At 61.9% G+C, this 15,994-nt stretch carries 10 protein-coding genes; 2 read left to right on the forward strand and 8 right to left on the reverse strand.

Annotated features, from left to right (window positions below; all coding sequences use genetic code 11):
* Positions 1 to 23 precede the first annotated feature (23 nt).
* The 3 genes from RNA01_RS04640 to putA form a co-directional block, all read right to left on the reverse strand.
* On the reverse strand, positions 24 to 2,207 hold the full coding sequence (locus RNA01_RS04640; RefSeq protein ID WP_147178789.1) for a TonB-dependent hemoglobin/transferrin/lactoferrin family receptor: 2,184 nt from the start codon (positions 2,205 to 2,207) through the stop codon (positions 24 to 26).
* A 284-nt stretch (positions 2,208 to 2,491) separates the two neighbouring features.
* Complete coding sequence (locus RNA01_RS04645; RefSeq protein WP_147178790.1) at positions 2,492 to 4,171, reverse strand: formate--tetrahydrofolate ligase; 1,680 nt, start codon at positions 4,169 to 4,171, stop codon at positions 2,492 to 2,494.
* Positions 4,172 to 4,454: 283 nt separating this feature from the next.
* A complete protein-coding gene (putA, locus tag RNA01_RS04650) occupies positions 4,455 to 7,574 on the reverse strand; it encodes a bifunctional proline dehydrogenase/L-glutamate gamma-semialdehyde dehydrogenase PutA (protein ID WP_147178791.1) in 3,120 nt (1,039 codons plus the stop codon).
* A 110-nt stretch (positions 7,575 to 7,684) separates the two neighbouring features.
* Between putA and RNA01_RS04655 the strand changes: the two genes are divergently transcribed.
* Both RNA01_RS04655 and RNA01_RS04660 read left to right on the forward strand, forming a co-directional pair.
* Entirely contained in the window at positions 7,685 to 8,146 is a 462-nt protein-coding gene (locus RNA01_RS04655; RefSeq protein WP_147178792.1) for an Lrp/AsnC ligand binding domain-containing protein, read from the forward strand.
* A gap of 166 nt (positions 8,147 to 8,312) precedes the next feature.
* A complete protein-coding gene (locus RNA01_RS04660; RefSeq protein ID WP_147178793.1) occupies positions 8,313 to 9,035 on the forward strand; it encodes a helix-turn-helix transcriptional regulator in 723 nt (240 codons plus the stop codon).
* 419 nt (positions 9,036 to 9,454) lie between these two features.
* Here RNA01_RS04660 and RNA01_RS04665 read toward each other — a convergent pair whose 3' ends face one another.
* From RNA01_RS04665 to RNA01_RS04685, 5 genes are read right to left on the reverse strand one after another with little or no spacing between them, the layout of a single operon-like run.
* Positions 9,455 to 10,564, reverse strand: a complete 1,110-nt coding sequence (locus tag RNA01_RS04665; protein WP_147178794.1) for a DUF2333 family protein — start codon at positions 10,562 to 10,564, stop codon at positions 9,455 to 9,457.
* Positions 10,557 to 11,855 carry a DUF6638 family protein gene (locus RNA01_RS04670; protein ID WP_147178795.1) on the reverse strand — a complete coding sequence of 433 codons (1,299 nt, stop codon included), beginning with the start codon at positions 11,853 to 11,855 and terminating at the stop codon, positions 10,557 to 10,559. The genes RNA01_RS04665 and RNA01_RS04670 overlap by 8 nt, the downstream gene beginning before the upstream one ends.
* Positions 11,852 to 13,774 (reverse strand): AAA family ATPase, encoded by a 1,923-nt coding sequence (locus RNA01_RS04675; RefSeq protein ID WP_147178796.1) that lies wholly within the window; start codon positions 13,772 to 13,774, stop codon positions 11,852 to 11,854. Before RNA01_RS04675 ends, RNA01_RS04670 begins: the two co-directional genes overlap by 4 nt.
* 3 nt (positions 13,775 to 13,777) lie before the next feature.
* Entirely contained in the window at positions 13,778 to 14,950 is a 1,173-nt protein-coding gene (locus RNA01_RS04680) for a hypothetical protein (protein ID WP_235916417.1), read from the reverse strand.
* A 21-nt stretch (positions 14,951 to 14,971) separates the two neighbouring features.
* On the reverse strand, positions 14,972 to 15,832 hold the full coding sequence (locus RNA01_RS04685; RefSeq protein WP_147178873.1) for a prohibitin family protein: 861 nt from the start codon (positions 15,830 to 15,832) through the stop codon (positions 14,972 to 14,974).
* Positions 15,833 to 15,994 lie beyond the last annotated feature (162 nt).

The following is a 15,994-nucleotide window of genomic DNA, read 5'->3' on the forward strand; positions in this document are numbered from 1 at the left end:
CATTTCCGGACCGATGCCGTCGATCAGAATTTTTGGGTCACCGAAAATTTGAAGTAACGGCCGGCTTGCGAATAAAGCTCGGAGGCATTGGCGACGTCCTTCACCTCGAGCGCGTCGAAGTAGGTCTTGTCGAAGACGTTGTAAACGCCCGCCTGGACACGAAGCCCCTGCACCTGCTCCGGCTCCCACCAGCCCGTCAGGTTGACGATGCCGTAGCCCGCCGGCTTGCTGCTCGCGGTGGAATCCTCGTCCACCGCCGCCGCTGCGATCAGGCTGACGTCGGTTCCCCAGTTTTCCGTCTCGTAACCCAGTCCGATGATCGCCTTGAGAGGCGGCACGGATCCGAGCACCTCGTTGGAGTCGAGATCCTCGCCATAGGCATAGGCGACGGAGCCATGCGCGCTGAAACCATTGGCGAACTTCTTCTGAGCCCGCACCTCGACACCGGAGATCCGGACATTGCCGCGGTTGAAGAACTCGAAACTGCCGAGCATGTAGCCGGCCAAGGGCACCGTAGCGGTGTCGATGAAGTCCTTGTAGCGCGTGGTGAATGCCGTCACCCGGCCACCGAAGTCCTCGTCGCCGAGGTTCGCGCCGACCTCGAAGCCGTAACTGCTTTCGGCTTCGAGGTCCGGATTGCCGACCTGCCGGTAGAGCGGCCCGTTGTCAAAGTTGGAATAGAGCTGGGAAACGTTAGGCGCCTTGAAGCCGGTGGCAAACTGCGTGAACAGTTCGACGTCGGGACGTGCCTGCCAGCCGGCGCGAAGCTTGGGCGACAGCGCCCAGTCGGACTGGCCGTCGGGCAGCCCTGAATAGCCGCTGTTGTTCTCATAGCCCGCGGTCTCCTGCGGATCGTAGTCGTACCAGTCGAAGCGCAGGCCGGGCGTCAGCGAAAAGCCGCTCGAACCGATCTCGATCCGGTCCTCGGCATAAAGGCCGATCCTCTTCGAGTCCGTTTCCGGCATGTCGGCCTGGTTGTTGTGGAAGTAAGCGCAGGTCGGGACGTAGGTGACATCGCAGCTATCCTCGCCCCTGGCAAACTGGGTCGTGGTGGCGAAACTCAGATCCGTACCGATAGTCAGCCTGTGCTGTAGCATGCCGGTGGCGAAATCGCTGTAGATATAGCCGGCGAAGCCGAAAGCCTCCTCCTCGTTGGTGCTGATGCGGCTGTAGTCGCCGATCGGCGCGGTGTTGCGGTAGCCGTCAGTGCCTTCCTTGCGCTCGGTCTTTTGCCAATAGAGCGTGGCGAAGGCCGCGTCGATCAGGCTGTCCTCGGCGATCGCCTCATAGCGATAGTCGAGCGAGACGCGGTTGCGGGTATTGTCTGAAATCTCGTCGTAATTGTCCTTGGCGTAGGTACTGCCTTGGGTACCTTTCAGGTTCGTCGTCGAATCGAAGTCGTAACGCTCGGCGGTGATGCCTATCTGGTGGCCGCCTTCGAGGTCCTGGCGGATCTTGAACAGCACGTTCGTCTTGTCGTAGTCCTCCGGATTGGCTTCGGTGCGGGTCGAACCATAGCCGCCGACATCGCCCCCGGTCTCCTGCTCGTGACCTTTCTTGTAGCTGCCCTGCAAGAGGACGGACGTATTGTCGACCTTCTTGGCGACCGCCAGCGAACCACCGAACGACTGGTCGGAGCTGTCATAAGTCGTCTTGGCAACACCGCCAAAGTCCTTGCCTTCGCCGATCAGGTCTTCCGGCTCCAGTGTCCGTAGCAACACGGCACCGCCGAGCGCGCCGGAACCGGCCCGGCTCGAATCCGCTCCCCGCAGGATATCGATGGAGGAAAGCGACGAGAAATCATAGCTGTTCGCGCCCCCAAAGGAGCTGCGCACCAGGTCGGAGAGATAGGGGATCGGAATGCCGTCGATGGTCGTCAGCACGCGATCGTCTTCCAGGCCACGGATGTTGACGCTCTGCGTCGCCTCGACAAAGGTGACGCCCGGCTCGGTCGTATTGCCGAGGTCCTCGAGACTATCGATCTCCTTCTTGGCGATGTCGTCTTGCGTTGTCTGCGTGGCGAGCGGCGTGTCCGCGACAGATCCTTGGGCTACGCGCTTCCCCTTGACAACGATGGTCTCGAGCTGGGTGTCGCCAGCAGCGGAGCCGGAAGCGTCTGCCTGCTGGGCAAGGGCGGAAAATCCGGGCGCAACGGCAACCAGCGCCGTGCAGGTAAGAAGAAGTGGTCTGAAATGCCGAACGACCATGGGAAATACGTCCTTTCACCGGCAAAGCCCTACCGTCCCCGAAAGCGCCGAGCGCATCGAGCAAAGCCGATCTAGTTGATGTCAAAATCTGGGCGGGCAGCTGTTGCCCGCCTCACTTATGTCACCTAATAAACATGATGATTTTAGTCAACAATACATACATGATTATTTTAATCATGATTTTGCAATCAGCGCGACGGTGTAAAATGGCAACACAAGGATCGGCAGTCAGGCGGCTCGCGATGCTTGCCGCGCTCGCCGGCCGTGTCGAGGAAATCCCCCGCCTAGAACAGGCCCTCGATATACCCCTGCTCGTTAAGTGAGATCCGCTCGGCGGCCGGCGAGCGCGGCAGGCCGGGCATGGTCATGATCTCGCCGGTGATGGCGACGACAAAGCCCGCGCCGGCCGAAAGCCGCACTTCACGCACATGTACGACATGGCCCTCCGGCGCGCCGCGCAGCGTCGGATCGGTCGAGAAGGAATATTGCGTCTTGGCCATGCACACCGGCAAATGTCCGTAGCCCTGCGCCTCCCATTGGGCGAGCTGGTCGCGCACCGCCTTGTCGGCGGTAACTTCCGCGGCATGGTAGATCTTCGAGGCCACAGCCTCGATCTTCTCCATCAGCGGCATGGTATCCGGGTAAAGCGGCTTGAACGCCGCCTGGCCGGATGCGGCAAGGTCCGCCACCCGGCGCGCCAGTTCCTCGATACCCGCCCCGCCGTCGGCCCAGTGACGGCAGATGATCGCATCCACCCCCTCCCCCGCCGCATAGTCCTTGACCGCCGCCACTTCCGCATCGGTATCCGAAGTGAAGTGGTTGATTGCCACGACGACCGGCACGCCAAAGCGGCGGACATTGGCGATATGGCGGCCGAGATTGGCACAGCCTCGCGTCAGCGCCTCGACATTCTCGACGCCGAGGTCTTCCTTGCTCACCCCGCCATTCATCTTCAGCGCCCTGACCGTGGCGACGATCACGGCGGCGGCCGGATTAAGCCCCGCCTTGCGGCACTTGATGTCGAAGAACTTCTCCGCCCCGAGATCTGCGCCAAAGCCCGCCTCGGTCACGACATAGTCAGCCAGCTTGAGCGCCGTCTTGGTGGCGATCACCGAATTGCAGCCATGGGCGATATTGGCGAACGGTCCGCCATGGACGAAGGCCGGATTGTTTTCCAGCGTCTGCACCAGATTGGGCTGCATCGCGTCCTTCAGAAGCACCGTCATCGCCCCATCGGCCTTGATGTCGCGGGCAAACACCGGACTCTTGTCGCGCCTGTAACCGATGATGATGTCGCCCAGCCGCCGCTCGAGATCGGCAAGATCGGCGGCAAGACAAAGGATGGCCATGACCTCGGAGGCCACCGTGATGTCGAAACCGCTTTCGCGTGGATAGCCATTGGCCGGCCCGCCGAGCGAACAGACGATGTCGCGCAGCGCCCGGTCGTTCATGTCCAGAACGCGTCGCCAGCTGACACGACGGCTGTCGATCCCCTGCTCGTTACCCCAGTGGATGTGGTTATCGATCAGCGCCGACAGCAGATTATGCGCCGAGGTGATGGCATGGAAATCGCCGGTGAAGTGCAGGTTGATGTCTTCCATCGGCACGACCTGCGCATAACCGCCGCCAGCCGCTCCACCCTTGACGCCGAAGCATGGACCGAGCGAGGGCTCGCGGATGCACACCATCGCGTTCTTGCCGATCCGGTTCAGCCCGTCGACGAGCCCGACCGTGGTGGTCGTCTTGCCCTCACCCGCCGGCGTCGGATTGATCGCCGTCACCAGGATCAGCTTGCCGTCCGGCCGGTCGCCGAGCGAGCGGATGAACTCGGCCGAGACCTTGGCCTTGTCATGCCCATAGGGCACCAGCTGTTCAGCCGGAATACCGAGCTTGGCACCGATCTCCTGGATCGGCTTCTTCTGCGCCGCCCGGGCGATCTCGATGTCGGTCTTGAATTCGCGCATGTGCAGCACTCTCCCCTTTGCCCCATCCCGGCTCCTCCGGCCGTACCCCGCCAAGGCTAGGACGGAGATCTTGTGCCAGGACAGTGCCGGATCGCTCTACCGTTTATCGAAGAACGACAAAAAAGGGAATGAAGGGCAGTATGCGGAGTGAGGTGCTCGCTCCGTCTTGTGGCGCGGACAGGCCCATCGCCGGCCAGTGTCGTCGACCCAAAGCAAATGAGGGGGAGACGCACGCGCCTCTCCCCCTCATTTCTTGAGCGAAACGCCCGGACCGTGCGCGCTGTCAGCCTTCACCGATCGCCATAAGGCTGGCATTGCCACCGGCGGCGGCAGTGTTGACCGAGATCACCTGCTCCAGCGCGAAACGCATCAGATAGGCCGGTCCGCCAGCCTTGAAGCCTGTGCCAGACATGCCCGAACCGCCGAACGGCTGGGTGCCGACCACCGCGCCGATCATGTTGCGGTTGATGTAGACATTGCCGGTGTCGAGCGCTTCGGTGACGGTGCGGATGGTCTGCTCGATGCGGCTGTGGACACCAAGAGTCAGGCCATAGCCGGTCGCATTGATCGACTCGATTACCTTGCCGAGGTCCTTCGCTTTCCAGCGCACGACATGCAGGATCGGGCCAAAGACCTCCTTGGTCAGCGCTTCCGGCTTGTCGAGTTCGACGATGTGCGGCGCGAAGAAATTGCCGGTGTTGGGCACCGTCCCCGCATAACGGACCTTCTGCCCCTTGCGCATGTCGGCAATATGCCCTTCGAGCATGGCCTTCTGCTTCTCGTCGATTACCGGACCGACATCGGTCGTCGTCAGCGCCGGATCGCCGAGGTTGAGCTCGCGGGCCGCCCCCTCGATCATCTCCAGCATGCCGTCGGCGATGTCTTCCTGAAGATAGAGGATACGCAATGCCGAGCAGCGCTGGCCGGCCGAGCGGAAGGCCGACATGACGACGTCATCAGCCACCTGTTCGGCAAGCGCGGTGGCATCGACGATCATCGCGTTGATACCGCCGGTTTCGGCGATCAGCGGCACGATCGGGCCGGTCTTGGCGGCAAGCGTCCGGTTGATCGACTGGGCGGTTCCGGTCGAACCGGTGAAGGCCAGACCACCAAGTGCCGGGTGGGCAGCGATCGCCGCCCCCACTTCGGCGCCGCCGGGAAGCAGCATCAGAACATCGGCAGGAACACCGGCCTGATGCATCAGCTTGACGGCCTCGAAGGCGATCAGCGGTGTCTGCGGCGCCGGCTTGGCGACCACGGCATTGCCGGCGACAAGGGCCGCCGAGACCTGGCCGAGGAAGATCGCCAGAGGAAAGTTCCAAGGCGAAATGCAGGCGAAGACGCCGCGGCCACGCCACAAAAGGCGGTTGCTCTCGCCGGTCGGGCCAGGCATGGCTTCGGCCTCGCCGAACAGCTTGCGGGCCTGCTGCGCATAATAGCGGCAGAAATCGACCGCCTCGCGGATTTCGGCGATGCCGTCGTCCAGCGTCTTGCCGGCTTCGGCGGAAAGCAGTGCCAGCAGCCGATCACGGTTTTCTTCCATCAGGTCGGCGGTCTTGTCGAGGCAGGCGGCGCGCGCCTCGACCGGCATCTTCGACCACCTGGCAAACCCCTTGCGGCCGGCGACAAAGGCACGGTCGACGTCGGCGACGGCGGCATTGCGCACGGTGCCGACAGCGCGGCTGCGATCAGCTGGCGACAGCACCGGCTGGGTCTCCATTTGGCCGCTGGCACCCGGCACCAGCGGACCGGCCTCGACCTGCGTCGTCTGGCCGGCGAGCGAGGCGATCAACGCCTGAAGGCTCTGGCGATGGCCGAATTCCAACCCGGAGCTGTTGTGGCGGTCTCCATAGAGCCCGTTCGGCATGGGGATCTGGCTGTGCCGCGCACCCTTGCCCTTGTCGATCCCGAGCCGTTCGAGCGGGCGCTCCAGCAGGCTGGAGATCGGCACGTTCTTGTCGCCGGCCACGGCGACGAAGGACGAGTTGGCGCCATTTTCCAGCAGACGCCGCACGAGATAGGCAAGCAGGTCGCGATAACCGCCGACCGGCGCGTAGATGCGGCAGGCGATACGTTCGTTTCCGGAAAGCAGGTTATTGTACAGCGCCTCACCCATGCCGTGCAGCCGCTGGAATTCGAAACCGCTGCGGTCGGAGCCGGCCAGCTCGAGGATCATCGACACGGTCAGCGCATTGTGTGTTGCAAATTGCGGGAAGATGCGCGCCCGCTTGGACAGAAGCTGCGCCGCACAGGCGAGATAAGACAGATCGGTCGCCGGTTTACGGGTCCAGACAGGATAGTCGTCAAGGCCGCGCTCCTGGGCACGCTTGACCTCGGTATCCCAGTAGGCGCCCTTGACGAGACGCACCATCATGCGGCGTCCGTTCCGCTGGCACAGATCGTCGATATAGTCGATCACCTGCGGCGCACGCTTCTGGTAGGCCTGGATGGCGAGACCGAACCCGTCCCAACCGGCAAGCGACGGATCGGAGAACACGGCGCCGATCACGTCGAGCGACAGCTCGAGACGATCGGCCTCCTCGGCATCGACGGTGAAGTTCAACTGATGCGCCTTGGCCATCTGCGCCAGCTTCAAGAGATCGGGCACCAGTTCGCGCATCACCCGTTCATGATGAGTGGCGAGATAGCGCGGATGCAGCGCCGAAAGCTTGACCGAAATGCCCATGCGGTCCGGCAGCTGGCTGCCCTTGCCGTGCTTGGTCATGAAGGCGCCGATCGACTCGATCGAGTCGGCGTAGGACTTGAAGTAGCGCTTGGCGTCGTCGGCGGTGCGCGCGCCTTCGCCCAGCATGTCGAAGGAGTGGCGATAGCCCTTTTCCTCACTCTTGGCCGCCCTGCCGAGCGCGTCCTTCATCGTCTCGCCGAGGACGAAATGGTGTCCGAGGAAGCGCATCGCTTGCTTGGTGGCGGAGCGCACGGTCGGCAGCCCCATGCGCTTGACCAGTCCACGAATGACACCTTCCGGCGTCTCTCCCGGACGGATGACACGGGCAGACAAGCCCAGCGCCCAGGCGGAGGCGGAGACGAACCAGCTGTCGCCATGCGCCTCATGCTCGCTCCAGCCGCCCTCTTTCAGCTTGTCCTCGATCAGGCGGTCCTGGGTCAGCGCATCAGGCACGCGCAGCAGCGCCTCGGCCAGCACCATCAACGCCAGTCCTTCCCGCGTCGACAGACCGTATTCGCGCAGGAAATCCTCGACACCTCCGATGGAGCCGGAATTGTCACGGATCGCCTCGATAAAGCGCGTGGCGCGCTGGTCGATCGATACATTCTGCTGCGCGTTCAGCGACAGGCGGGTCGCGAGGGTCCGAATCAACTGATCGTCATCACCGGCGAAAGGCGCGGAAAACTGCGGGAAATCGAGCATGGCACTCTTGATCATTGTCACCTCCGTGTTATCGACAACGTATCGAGTGATTGCTGATTTTAATCACTGATTTTTTTGATATAGTCAGAAAAAATGACTAGAAAAATTCCAGAGAGTAGCGACAAATGAAGGAAATTGACAGGCTCGACCGGAAGATCCTCCGGACCCTGCAGAAGGAAGGCCGACTGACCAATATCGAACTCGCAGAGCGCGTTAGCCTGTCGCCGACGGCCACCGCCGAACGAGTCCGCCGCCTGACGCGTGACGGCTTCATCACCGGCTATATGGCCATCCTGTCACCCGAGAAGCTTGGCCGCAATCTCCTTGTCTTCATCGAGGTCAAGCTCGACCGCACCACGCCGGATGTTTTCGACGCCTTCGCATCCGCCGTCAAGCGCTCGGACGACGTGATGGAATGCCACATGGTGGCGGGTGGCTTCGACTATCTGGTCAAAGCGCGGGTCGCCGGCATGGAAGCCTACCGCCAATTCCTTTCCGAGGTTATCCTGCCACTGCCGGGCGTTCGGGAAACCCATACTTATGCCGTCATGGAGGAAGTCAAAACCGGTTCGGCACTGCCGGTCTGACTTTCGAACAGACGACAACCGCACGTTCCATTTACCACGCACTCACCTTTTTACCTTTCGGCGTGGACTTTCTCGCATTGGCCACTAAAAAAGTGGTGGCTTTTCAGAACAACTGATATATTTGTAAAACATAACATACTTTCTCTCCTCAAGTTTGAACCCACAAATGATAATCGCGGAACGTCAATCGCAACTGAGCGGTGAAATAGCGACTAGCCAGACGCGCACTCAGTTTATGGCCATCATGGCGCGTGTCATCTGCGAGTTCGGCCTTGACCACCTGACGATCATGCAGGCGCCGGGACCGAACGACATGGCGATCGCGCCGCTTGTGCTGGAAAGTACCCTGCCTGGACAATTCGCCCGCGAGTTCGACAAGAACCATTTCCTGCGCTATTGCCCGATCCTGCCTAAGTTCAACAATTCGGTTCTGCCGCAAAGCTGGTCGCTCGATGGCGAAGGCCCCTCGCCAAACTTCGACTGCCCGGAAAAAATGTACGAACTGATGCAGCGCTACGGTCTGCTGATGGGACTGATCTTCCCGGTAACCTCGATCGACGCGAGCCGTTATTTCCTGCGTTATGATGGCAAACGCTCGCCGTTGCATCAGGCCGAGTTGAATGAGCTGGGCATGATTTCGCTCCACGCCTTCGATGTGTTCGACCGCATGCGCAGGGCTGAAACGACGGCACCGAACCTGCTTTCGGCCCGCGAACTGGAAGTGCTGCGCTGGACGGCACAAGGCAAGACATCGATCGAGATCGGGCAGATCCTGTCCCTCTCCGATCACACGATCAACGCCTATATGACCAATGCGATTAAAAAGCTCGATTGTGTGAACAGGACCCAGTTGGTAGCCAAGGCAATCAGGCTCAAGTTGATCAACTGATTCCTGGCAAACAGCCGCTCAGGACCCGCAATCAGGGAAAGAGATGCCGTATCCCGGCGCCTTGATCGACTCTCCCGCAGGGCGTTGCGGGGCCGCGCCTTGGCCGGCAGACAGAACACCAGTTCCCGGAACCGGCACAGGTTTTCCGCCTCCACAGCGTCTGGCGGAGCGATCTCGACACCGGCCCGGATCTGGCGACGCTGGCGACGCCCGGTGTCTTTCGCATCTTCGATACGCAGACGACCGACAAGCCAATGAGCCTGGACGGACCTGCGGCCGTCGACAGACCGGTACGTCGTGCGAAATCATCGGCGTCACCCGCGAGTTCTTCGAGCCCTTGCGCAAGCGTCATTCCCGGACGAGGAATGACGCTCCTGCGGACGCGCCGGCCCGCAGAACACGGGGCCGGCCTTGGATGCTCAGCGGTCGAGCACGGAGCGCAGTTCGACCATGTTGGAGCGCACCCTGAGAATGTAGAAGCCCATAGTCGCCAGATGCGTCGGCATGATCCAGCCGTCCTCGGCTCCGTTGGAGATGATCGCCGGCTGAATTCTGAGCGCCGCCTGCAACTGCTTATCCATCTCGGTCCAGATGGCGGTCAGGTTGCGTTCGCGGATGACATCGACGAAATCGGCCCTTGCCGCTTCCAGCACCGCATATTGCGCGTAGAGCTGGCCATAGGCGAACCAGAAGCGGTCATCGGCACGCGTATCGAACCAGCCGGCATTATACTCTTCCGAACGGCGGCGCAGAATGTCAGACGTATTGCCCAGGTCGCTCGCCATGCGGTCGAGGAGTTGCACGAGATTGTCGGCACGCGCGTCGAACACCGAGCCGCAGGTTTCCAGCGACGCGTTGAACCGGCGCCAGCTGTCGACGGCCGACCGGTAGTACTTCGGGGTCGGCGTCTTGAAGCCGAGCGGATCGGTGCCGAAATACCAGGTCCCCTCGTCGAACTGGATATTGCCGCGCGCATCCTGCAGATCATTGTTCATGCCGGACGTGCCGCGCACGCGGCCGAGATTGTCGGCAAGCTCGATCGCCAAGCGCCGCGCGACCTGGTTAACGCCCCGTTGGAACGAAGCCTTATTGTCGAAGAACGGGGTATGGTCCCAGTCCACGCCGAACAGTCCCAGCTTGTATATCAGCGACGAGGAGATCCAGACGTTCTGGTTGACATTCATATCGGTGAGATCGGCGACCACGGTGACGATCGCCGAATTCTGGCAGGTGCCCGGCTTGTCGGCATTCTCCTGTCCGGCAGCAACCTGACGGGTCGAGAATTTATAGGCCTGCACGAATTCCGGATCGAAACCGTACCAGACCTGGGTGCGCCAGACGAACTGCCCGTAGAAACCGATCACCACCAGAACGAACAGCAGGACCGGGATCTTGATCAGCCAGTTGCGCCGCTGATACCAGCTGTGCGCGGCTAGAAATGGCCAGAAAATGGCCGCCACCACCAGACCGATGCCGCGTCCGACGGCAGCGAAGACGCGCTGGAAGAACGCGATGATCGGATCAAGCATTGTCGTCTTCTCCTATGCCGTAGAGGCGTTTGCGGAATCCCGCCTTGTCTTGCAGATAGGTCCGCGACAGGCGGGATGCAACATATTCCCGAAAGCCATCGCTAAACCCTTCGTAGGCTTCATAAAAGCCCTGCTTGTCAAAAATGAAACGCGACACGAAGTCCATGGGCGTCATCTGCGCGATCAGTCGGTTGGTGAGCCACTGGTCGCGATGGTCGGGCCGCGCCCTGATCAGCAGGAAACGCCGGGCCGGCTCGACCTCCTCGATGCGAATGCTGCCGGAGACGCCGATCGCCCGGATCATCTCCTGCAGGAACGGGTAGGTCCCCTCGCCCGCAACACGATCAGCATTGCGGTGGATGAAAGTCTGCAACCACACCGGCTCCACCTTGGAGAAGTCCATGGTCGGATCGCTCGCATAGGCGAGCGCAACGACCGCCATTTCGGCACGATGGGCGTAGAGCCCCGAGCCCTCCACCCAGCTGGCGCGAGGAAGCTCGACCCGTCCGGTCTTGGTCAGAAAATCGAAGATCTGTGCCGGGTCCTTGATCGAGATATAGCTGACCTGCCACGGCCGCGAGCGGCGGAAGCCAGGCGCGGACGGATCGCAGATCACCGTGGTGATCTTGTCGTCGACGAACACATAGGTGCCGCCGAAGTGATTGGCCCAGAAAGCATCGTGGCGGAACACCAGCTTGTCCGGCACCAGCACGTTCTGGCGGATGTCGCCAGTCAGGGTGGCCAGCTCCACCATGCGATTGAGCAGCGCGTCGTCACGCCAGGCATCGGGCTCGCTCTGCAACCGGTCGGACAGCCGGCGAAGCTCCGCGGCCTTGCCCAGCAGATCCTCGGCCGAGAGCACCTTGAACTGCACGGCATTGATCGACAGCAGGTCCTCGAGGCTTTCGACCGTTGCCACCGAATCCTCGATCTCTCCGTAAAGCGCATCCTTGATGGTTACGGCATTGATCGCCCGCGCATTCGCGGTGAAGAACTCGTGCATCAGGCCGGCGGTATTGGAGAAACTCGTATGCACCACCGGCAGGCTCTCCTGCTCCGGCGTCAGGATGATGAAACGCCGGTTCACCCGGTTCGGATCGAGATAGTCCTTGTCGCCCAATTCGGCGGCGACCTGCGGTGAAAAGCCGGTCATATCGATGTCGAATTCGGAGAGCGCCGTCGGCCTCAGTCCGAACCCGGCCAGCGCCTTGTTGTAGCGCGCGATCAGATGCGGCTCGGTGACGGCGAGCAGCCGGCCATAGATCAGTTCGGCTTCAAGAAGACGGTTCATGCCTGCCACCTGCCCTCCCGCTTCATCGCCTCGATCTCGCCGATCGCCCGCTCGCGCTGTCTCTCGCGCCGGATGATCTCGGTGACAGCCGCCTCGTCCGACTTGTCGGCATAGCGGAATTCGCTGTCGGCATAACGGTTGATCTCCTGCAGGATCATCTCCATCGTGACCGGCCCGCGCAGCTCGGCGATCATCGCCTTCTTCTCGTCGTAGCCCTTGTGCATGAAGGCCTCGGGTGTGACAAACCAGTCGTCGGGCAGTTCGACGTCCATCGCCCGCATCTTCACCGCATCGGTGATGTTCTTGATCGCCCGGCCGGTGAAGCGCGGCTCGGCCAGCTTGATCTCGTGCAGATAGGCGCCGACGTCGGCGAGCGTCTCGATCTTGCCGCGCGCCCTCTCGAACCGCTCCCAAACCGCGACCAATCCGTCCTCCTCAGGGCGGCCGTGCTTTTCATAGGAGGTCGAGACCGCGCGCTTGATCTGCTGATTGGCAAACAGCTGATGCTGACCGAGCGGGATCGAATGGTTCTTGCCGATCAACAGCGCAAAGATGTCGATATAGTCCTCTTCCGTCTGCGGCCCGTCGATCAGCCAGCGCCCGCCGGCGCGCTGCCTCAGCGCGTCATCGACATTCTCCGGATAGTTGGAGAACATGCCGAAGGTGCAATTGCCGCGCACCACGGTGGACGCCCCGGCGAAAGCCTCCATCAGCACCGCCGTCACCTCGTGCTGGCCGGCCGACGCCCGGTCGTCCGACCGCTTCGCCGCCACCTGATCGACGTCGTCGATCGTGCCGAAGCCGATCACCCGCGGATTGACGACATTGTCGACGAAGGCCTTGGCGTTCTGCCCCGACTTGCCCTGATAGGACGAGATCTGGTCGACACCGAAATTCTCGTAGTGAAAGGCATACCCGGCGATCTGGCAGTAGTCGTTGAGCAGGCCGGCGATCATCTGGATCAGGATGGTCTTGCCGGTGCCCGGCATACCGTCGCCGATGAAGGTGAACATGAAGCCGCCGAGCTCGACGAAAGGGTTCATCTGCCGGTCGAAGTCGTAGGCCATCAGCATCTTGGCGAGCTTCATCGCCTGGAACTTGGCGATGTGATTGCCGATGATCTCTTCCGGTTTCTTGAAGGTCATCGACAGCGGCTTACGCCTTGCGCCGGGCGCCACATCGAAACCGTCGAGGGTGAAATCATCCTGATCGATGCGGATATGGGTGTTCTCGAACGATGAAAGCCCGGTGAACCGCGCCTTGCGGGTCAAAAGCCCGTCGATCGCCGCGCGGGCAAAGGCGCGCGTCCGCTGGCTGAGCGTCGCGTCGTCGGCAGCGCCTTTCAGCGCCGCATCGAGGCCCGCCACCATGCTCTTCAACGCATCCTGCGGCGTATCGAACAGAAAGTCCGGCTCGGGCGTATCGTTAACCGGCTCACCCTCTCCCGCAAGCGTCGAGAGGAGATAGGCGGCCAGCGAAAAAGCGGCGACATAGGCCGAGGTCGACAGAAGCGTCTTGAAGCGGCTCGCCTCCTCGCCCTGCAGGGGAGCCGCGACATTGCGGGCCTGCAATTGCTCGAGGTCGGTCTGCCGGCCGAACACCTCGCCCACCGCCAGCGCCACCTGGATGCCGCGCCGCACCCGGTAAAGCACCGTGTGCTGGGTCGGTGTCAGCAGCGGATCGCCGCTACCCGAAGACTGGATGGTCCGGGCCAGCTCCACCTCGCGGGTGCGCCGCACGCCGCCGGTCGAAACCGTCGGAACGAAGCGCCGCCCGGTGCCGGCAAGCGTCGTGCCGGCCGTCCCCTCGCCGGGATCGAGCGCCACGAACCGCGTCACCAGCGCCTGCGCCACCGCCAGATGCCGGGCGATCTCGTCCTCGCGAAGGGTGGTCAGCCCAGCATTCAATCCGTTACCCATGCGCTAGACCTCGCTGACGACATTATTGCCGGAAATGACGTGGACCTTGTAGTCGCCGAAGATCGCATTGGCCTCGCCCGAGGCATAGAGCGCCTGATAGGCGTCATGCGGCACCAGCGCATGCTTCTCATAAGCCGAAACGCCCATGCGCGCGGCCTCGAGATCATTGGTATCAATGTGGAATTCCTGGCTCGCCGGGGTCGAAGAAAAGAAACCCTTCTGCGCCGGGCGCTCGGTCTTGGAAAACACCTCCTGCATGGTCCAGGTCAAGAGCCAGGCATTCTCGCTCTTGCGCACCCGCGACAGGATCTCGTTGATCCGCGCATTGTTCTCGGTGATGCCGGCCGAATAGAACGGCCCGAGCACGATCCGTCGGAGCTGTTTTGGATGCAGGGTCGGAAAATCCTTGTCCATATTGGTGGCGATCGTCGCCGGTGTGAGTGCATAGGCGCCATTCTTGCCGGCAAAATCGTCGAACTGGGCGGCGAGCTGCGGATTGAGCAAGCCTCCGACCGGCAGAGGAATATCGACATCCGGATTGAGCCTGCCGTCCTTGCCGACCAGAAGGCCGCGCACATTGTCGGAGGAATCCTCAATGCCGGCGATATAGATCATCGGCAACGTATTCGTCCCGTCGAAGACCGCCCAGGTCACGACATAATGCGGCCGCCCGGACTTTTCGCTCACCGTGACATGCACCGTCTCCGGCAGGACATAGGGCGAGAAGATGTCGCCCTTGCCGATCTGCTCGAGGTAGATCCGCTCAGCCATTTGCGACTGAAGGGCGGAAGGGAACGCCTTGTGCCGCAAGATGAAGTCGACCATTTCCGAGCGCATCGCCTTGGCGTCGGGCAGGTTGGCGAGCCGCTTTTCGGCGCTCAGCCGATCGTTCTCCAGCTCCAATACGTTCTGATAGACCGGAAAGCCGCTCTCGGCACGGGAGATGCGGAAATGCTCGGTGAAGCCGATGCGGTTTTCCCAGCAGGCGAACGAGTTTTTCAGCCGCGCCAGATAGGGCAGCAGCAACGGACCAGCGAAACCGCTGCCCGGCAACGCCAGATCGGGGTTGGATAGATAGGTCTCCATCCCGCCGAGCGCGGCGCGGATGGAGTTGAAATACTGTGCAACGGGGGCGCCGTTCTGCTCAAGCATCGCCTGGGTTCTTCCAATCTTCATCGTCGGTGCATCGCCGCACCCTCACTTCATACCGATGAAAGGCACGGCCGCTCCGGGGATCATCGTCGTCGGCAACTGGCCATTCCAGCGTTCCGCCGCCGTCAACTCGATCAGCGAGGGATTGTCGCGCAAGGCGGCGCCCTTGGCCCGGATGGCATCGGCTTCAGCTTCACCGGCAAGCCGTGTCGCTGTCGCCTGAGCTTCGGCCTGGGCGCGCACGGCGTCTGCCTGAGCATTGGCCTGGGTAACGGTGATCTCGGCCTGCACTTTCTCACGCTCGGCGTTCTGGCGCAGCTTCTGCACCTCGACTTCGGCCAGCATGCGGTTCTCGATCGACTGCTCGTAGACATCGGAAAAATCGATATTCTCGATCTGCACGCTGTCGATCAGCACCGGCCCCTTGACGGCATCACGGATGGCCGCCTCGGTCTCGGCATTGAGTCGTCCGCGCTCCTGAATCGCCGTCACTGCATTGAACCGACCGAAGACATTCTTCGCCTGCTCGAACACGCGACGGTCGATCAGTCGCTCGACCAACCCCGCCTCGCTGCCGTAATTGGCATAGATGCGCTCGACCTCACCGGCCGGCAAGCGGTAGTTGACGGAAAGCTTGATCACCGCGGCCTGCTGGTCGCGCGAATAGGCCATGACATCGGCATAGATCTGCGCCCGGCTCTGCACGCTGATCTTCACCACGCGGTCAAGGAAGGGAATCTTGAAACCCAAGCCGGGCTCCGCGGTGCCGACGATGGCTCCCGTTCTCAGGATGACGCCGCGTTCACCCTCGTCGATCGTGTAGAAGGATTTAAGTCCGACGACGAAGGCGAAGAAAGCAAGCGCCGAATAAAGCGCGACCTTGCCGAGCCGCCCGGCTGCACCCATAGTACCCTCGCCGCCGGTTGCGGCACCCGAAAGAAATTTGGCCATACAGTCCCCCGATAGAATTCGATGAAACGCTTGGGATCGGCAGAAGCAACGTGCGTTTCGCGAGGCGTGCCGGACGACGCCAGAAAGGTCGCCGTCCCGGCATCAAGTGCCCGAACG

This window comes from Paenirhizobium naphthalenivorans (assembly GCF_007992095.1).
Classification (GTDB): Bacteria; Pseudomonadota; Alphaproteobacteria; order Rhizobiales; family Rhizobiaceae; genus Allorhizobium; species Allorhizobium naphthalenivorans.

Coding starts and splice junctions, on each gene's coding strand:
- RNA01_RS04685 (WP_147178873.1), bottom strand. CDS start 15,832: ATGGGTGCAGCCGGGCGGCTCGGCAAGGTCGCGCTTTATTCGGCGCTT.
- RNA01_RS04645 (WP_147178790.1), bottom strand. CDS start 4,171: ATGCGCGAATTCAAGACCGACATCGAGATCGCCCGGGCGGCGCAGAAG.
- RNA01_RS04640 (WP_147178789.1), bottom strand. CDS start 2,207: ATGGTCGTTCGGCATTTCAGACCACTTCTTCTTACCTGCACGGCGCTG.
- RNA01_RS04675 (WP_147178796.1), bottom strand. CDS start 13,774: ATGGGTAACGGATTGAATGCTGGGCTGACCACCCTTCGCGAGGACGAG.
- RNA01_RS04665 (WP_147178794.1), bottom strand. CDS start 10,564: ATGCTTGATCCGATCATCGCGTTCTTCCAGCGCGTCTTCGCTGCCGTC.
- RNA01_RS04670 (WP_147178795.1), bottom strand. CDS start 11,855: ATGAACCGTCTTCTTGAAGCCGAACTGATCTATGGCCGGCTGCTCGCC.
- RNA01_RS04655 (WP_147178792.1), top strand. CDS start 7,685: ATGAAGGAAATTGACAGGCTCGACCGGAAGATCCTCCGGACCCTGCAG.
- RNA01_RS04660 (WP_147178793.1), top strand. CDS start 8,313: ATGATAATCGCGGAACGTCAATCGCAACTGAGCGGTGAAATAGCGACT.
- putA (WP_147178791.1), bottom strand. CDS start 7,574: ATGATCAAGAGTGCCATGCTCGATTTCCCGCAGTTTTCCGCGCCTTTC.
- RNA01_RS04680 (WP_235916417.1), bottom strand. CDS start 14,950: ATGAAGATTGGAAGAACCCAGGCGATGCTTGAGCAGAACGGCGCCCCC.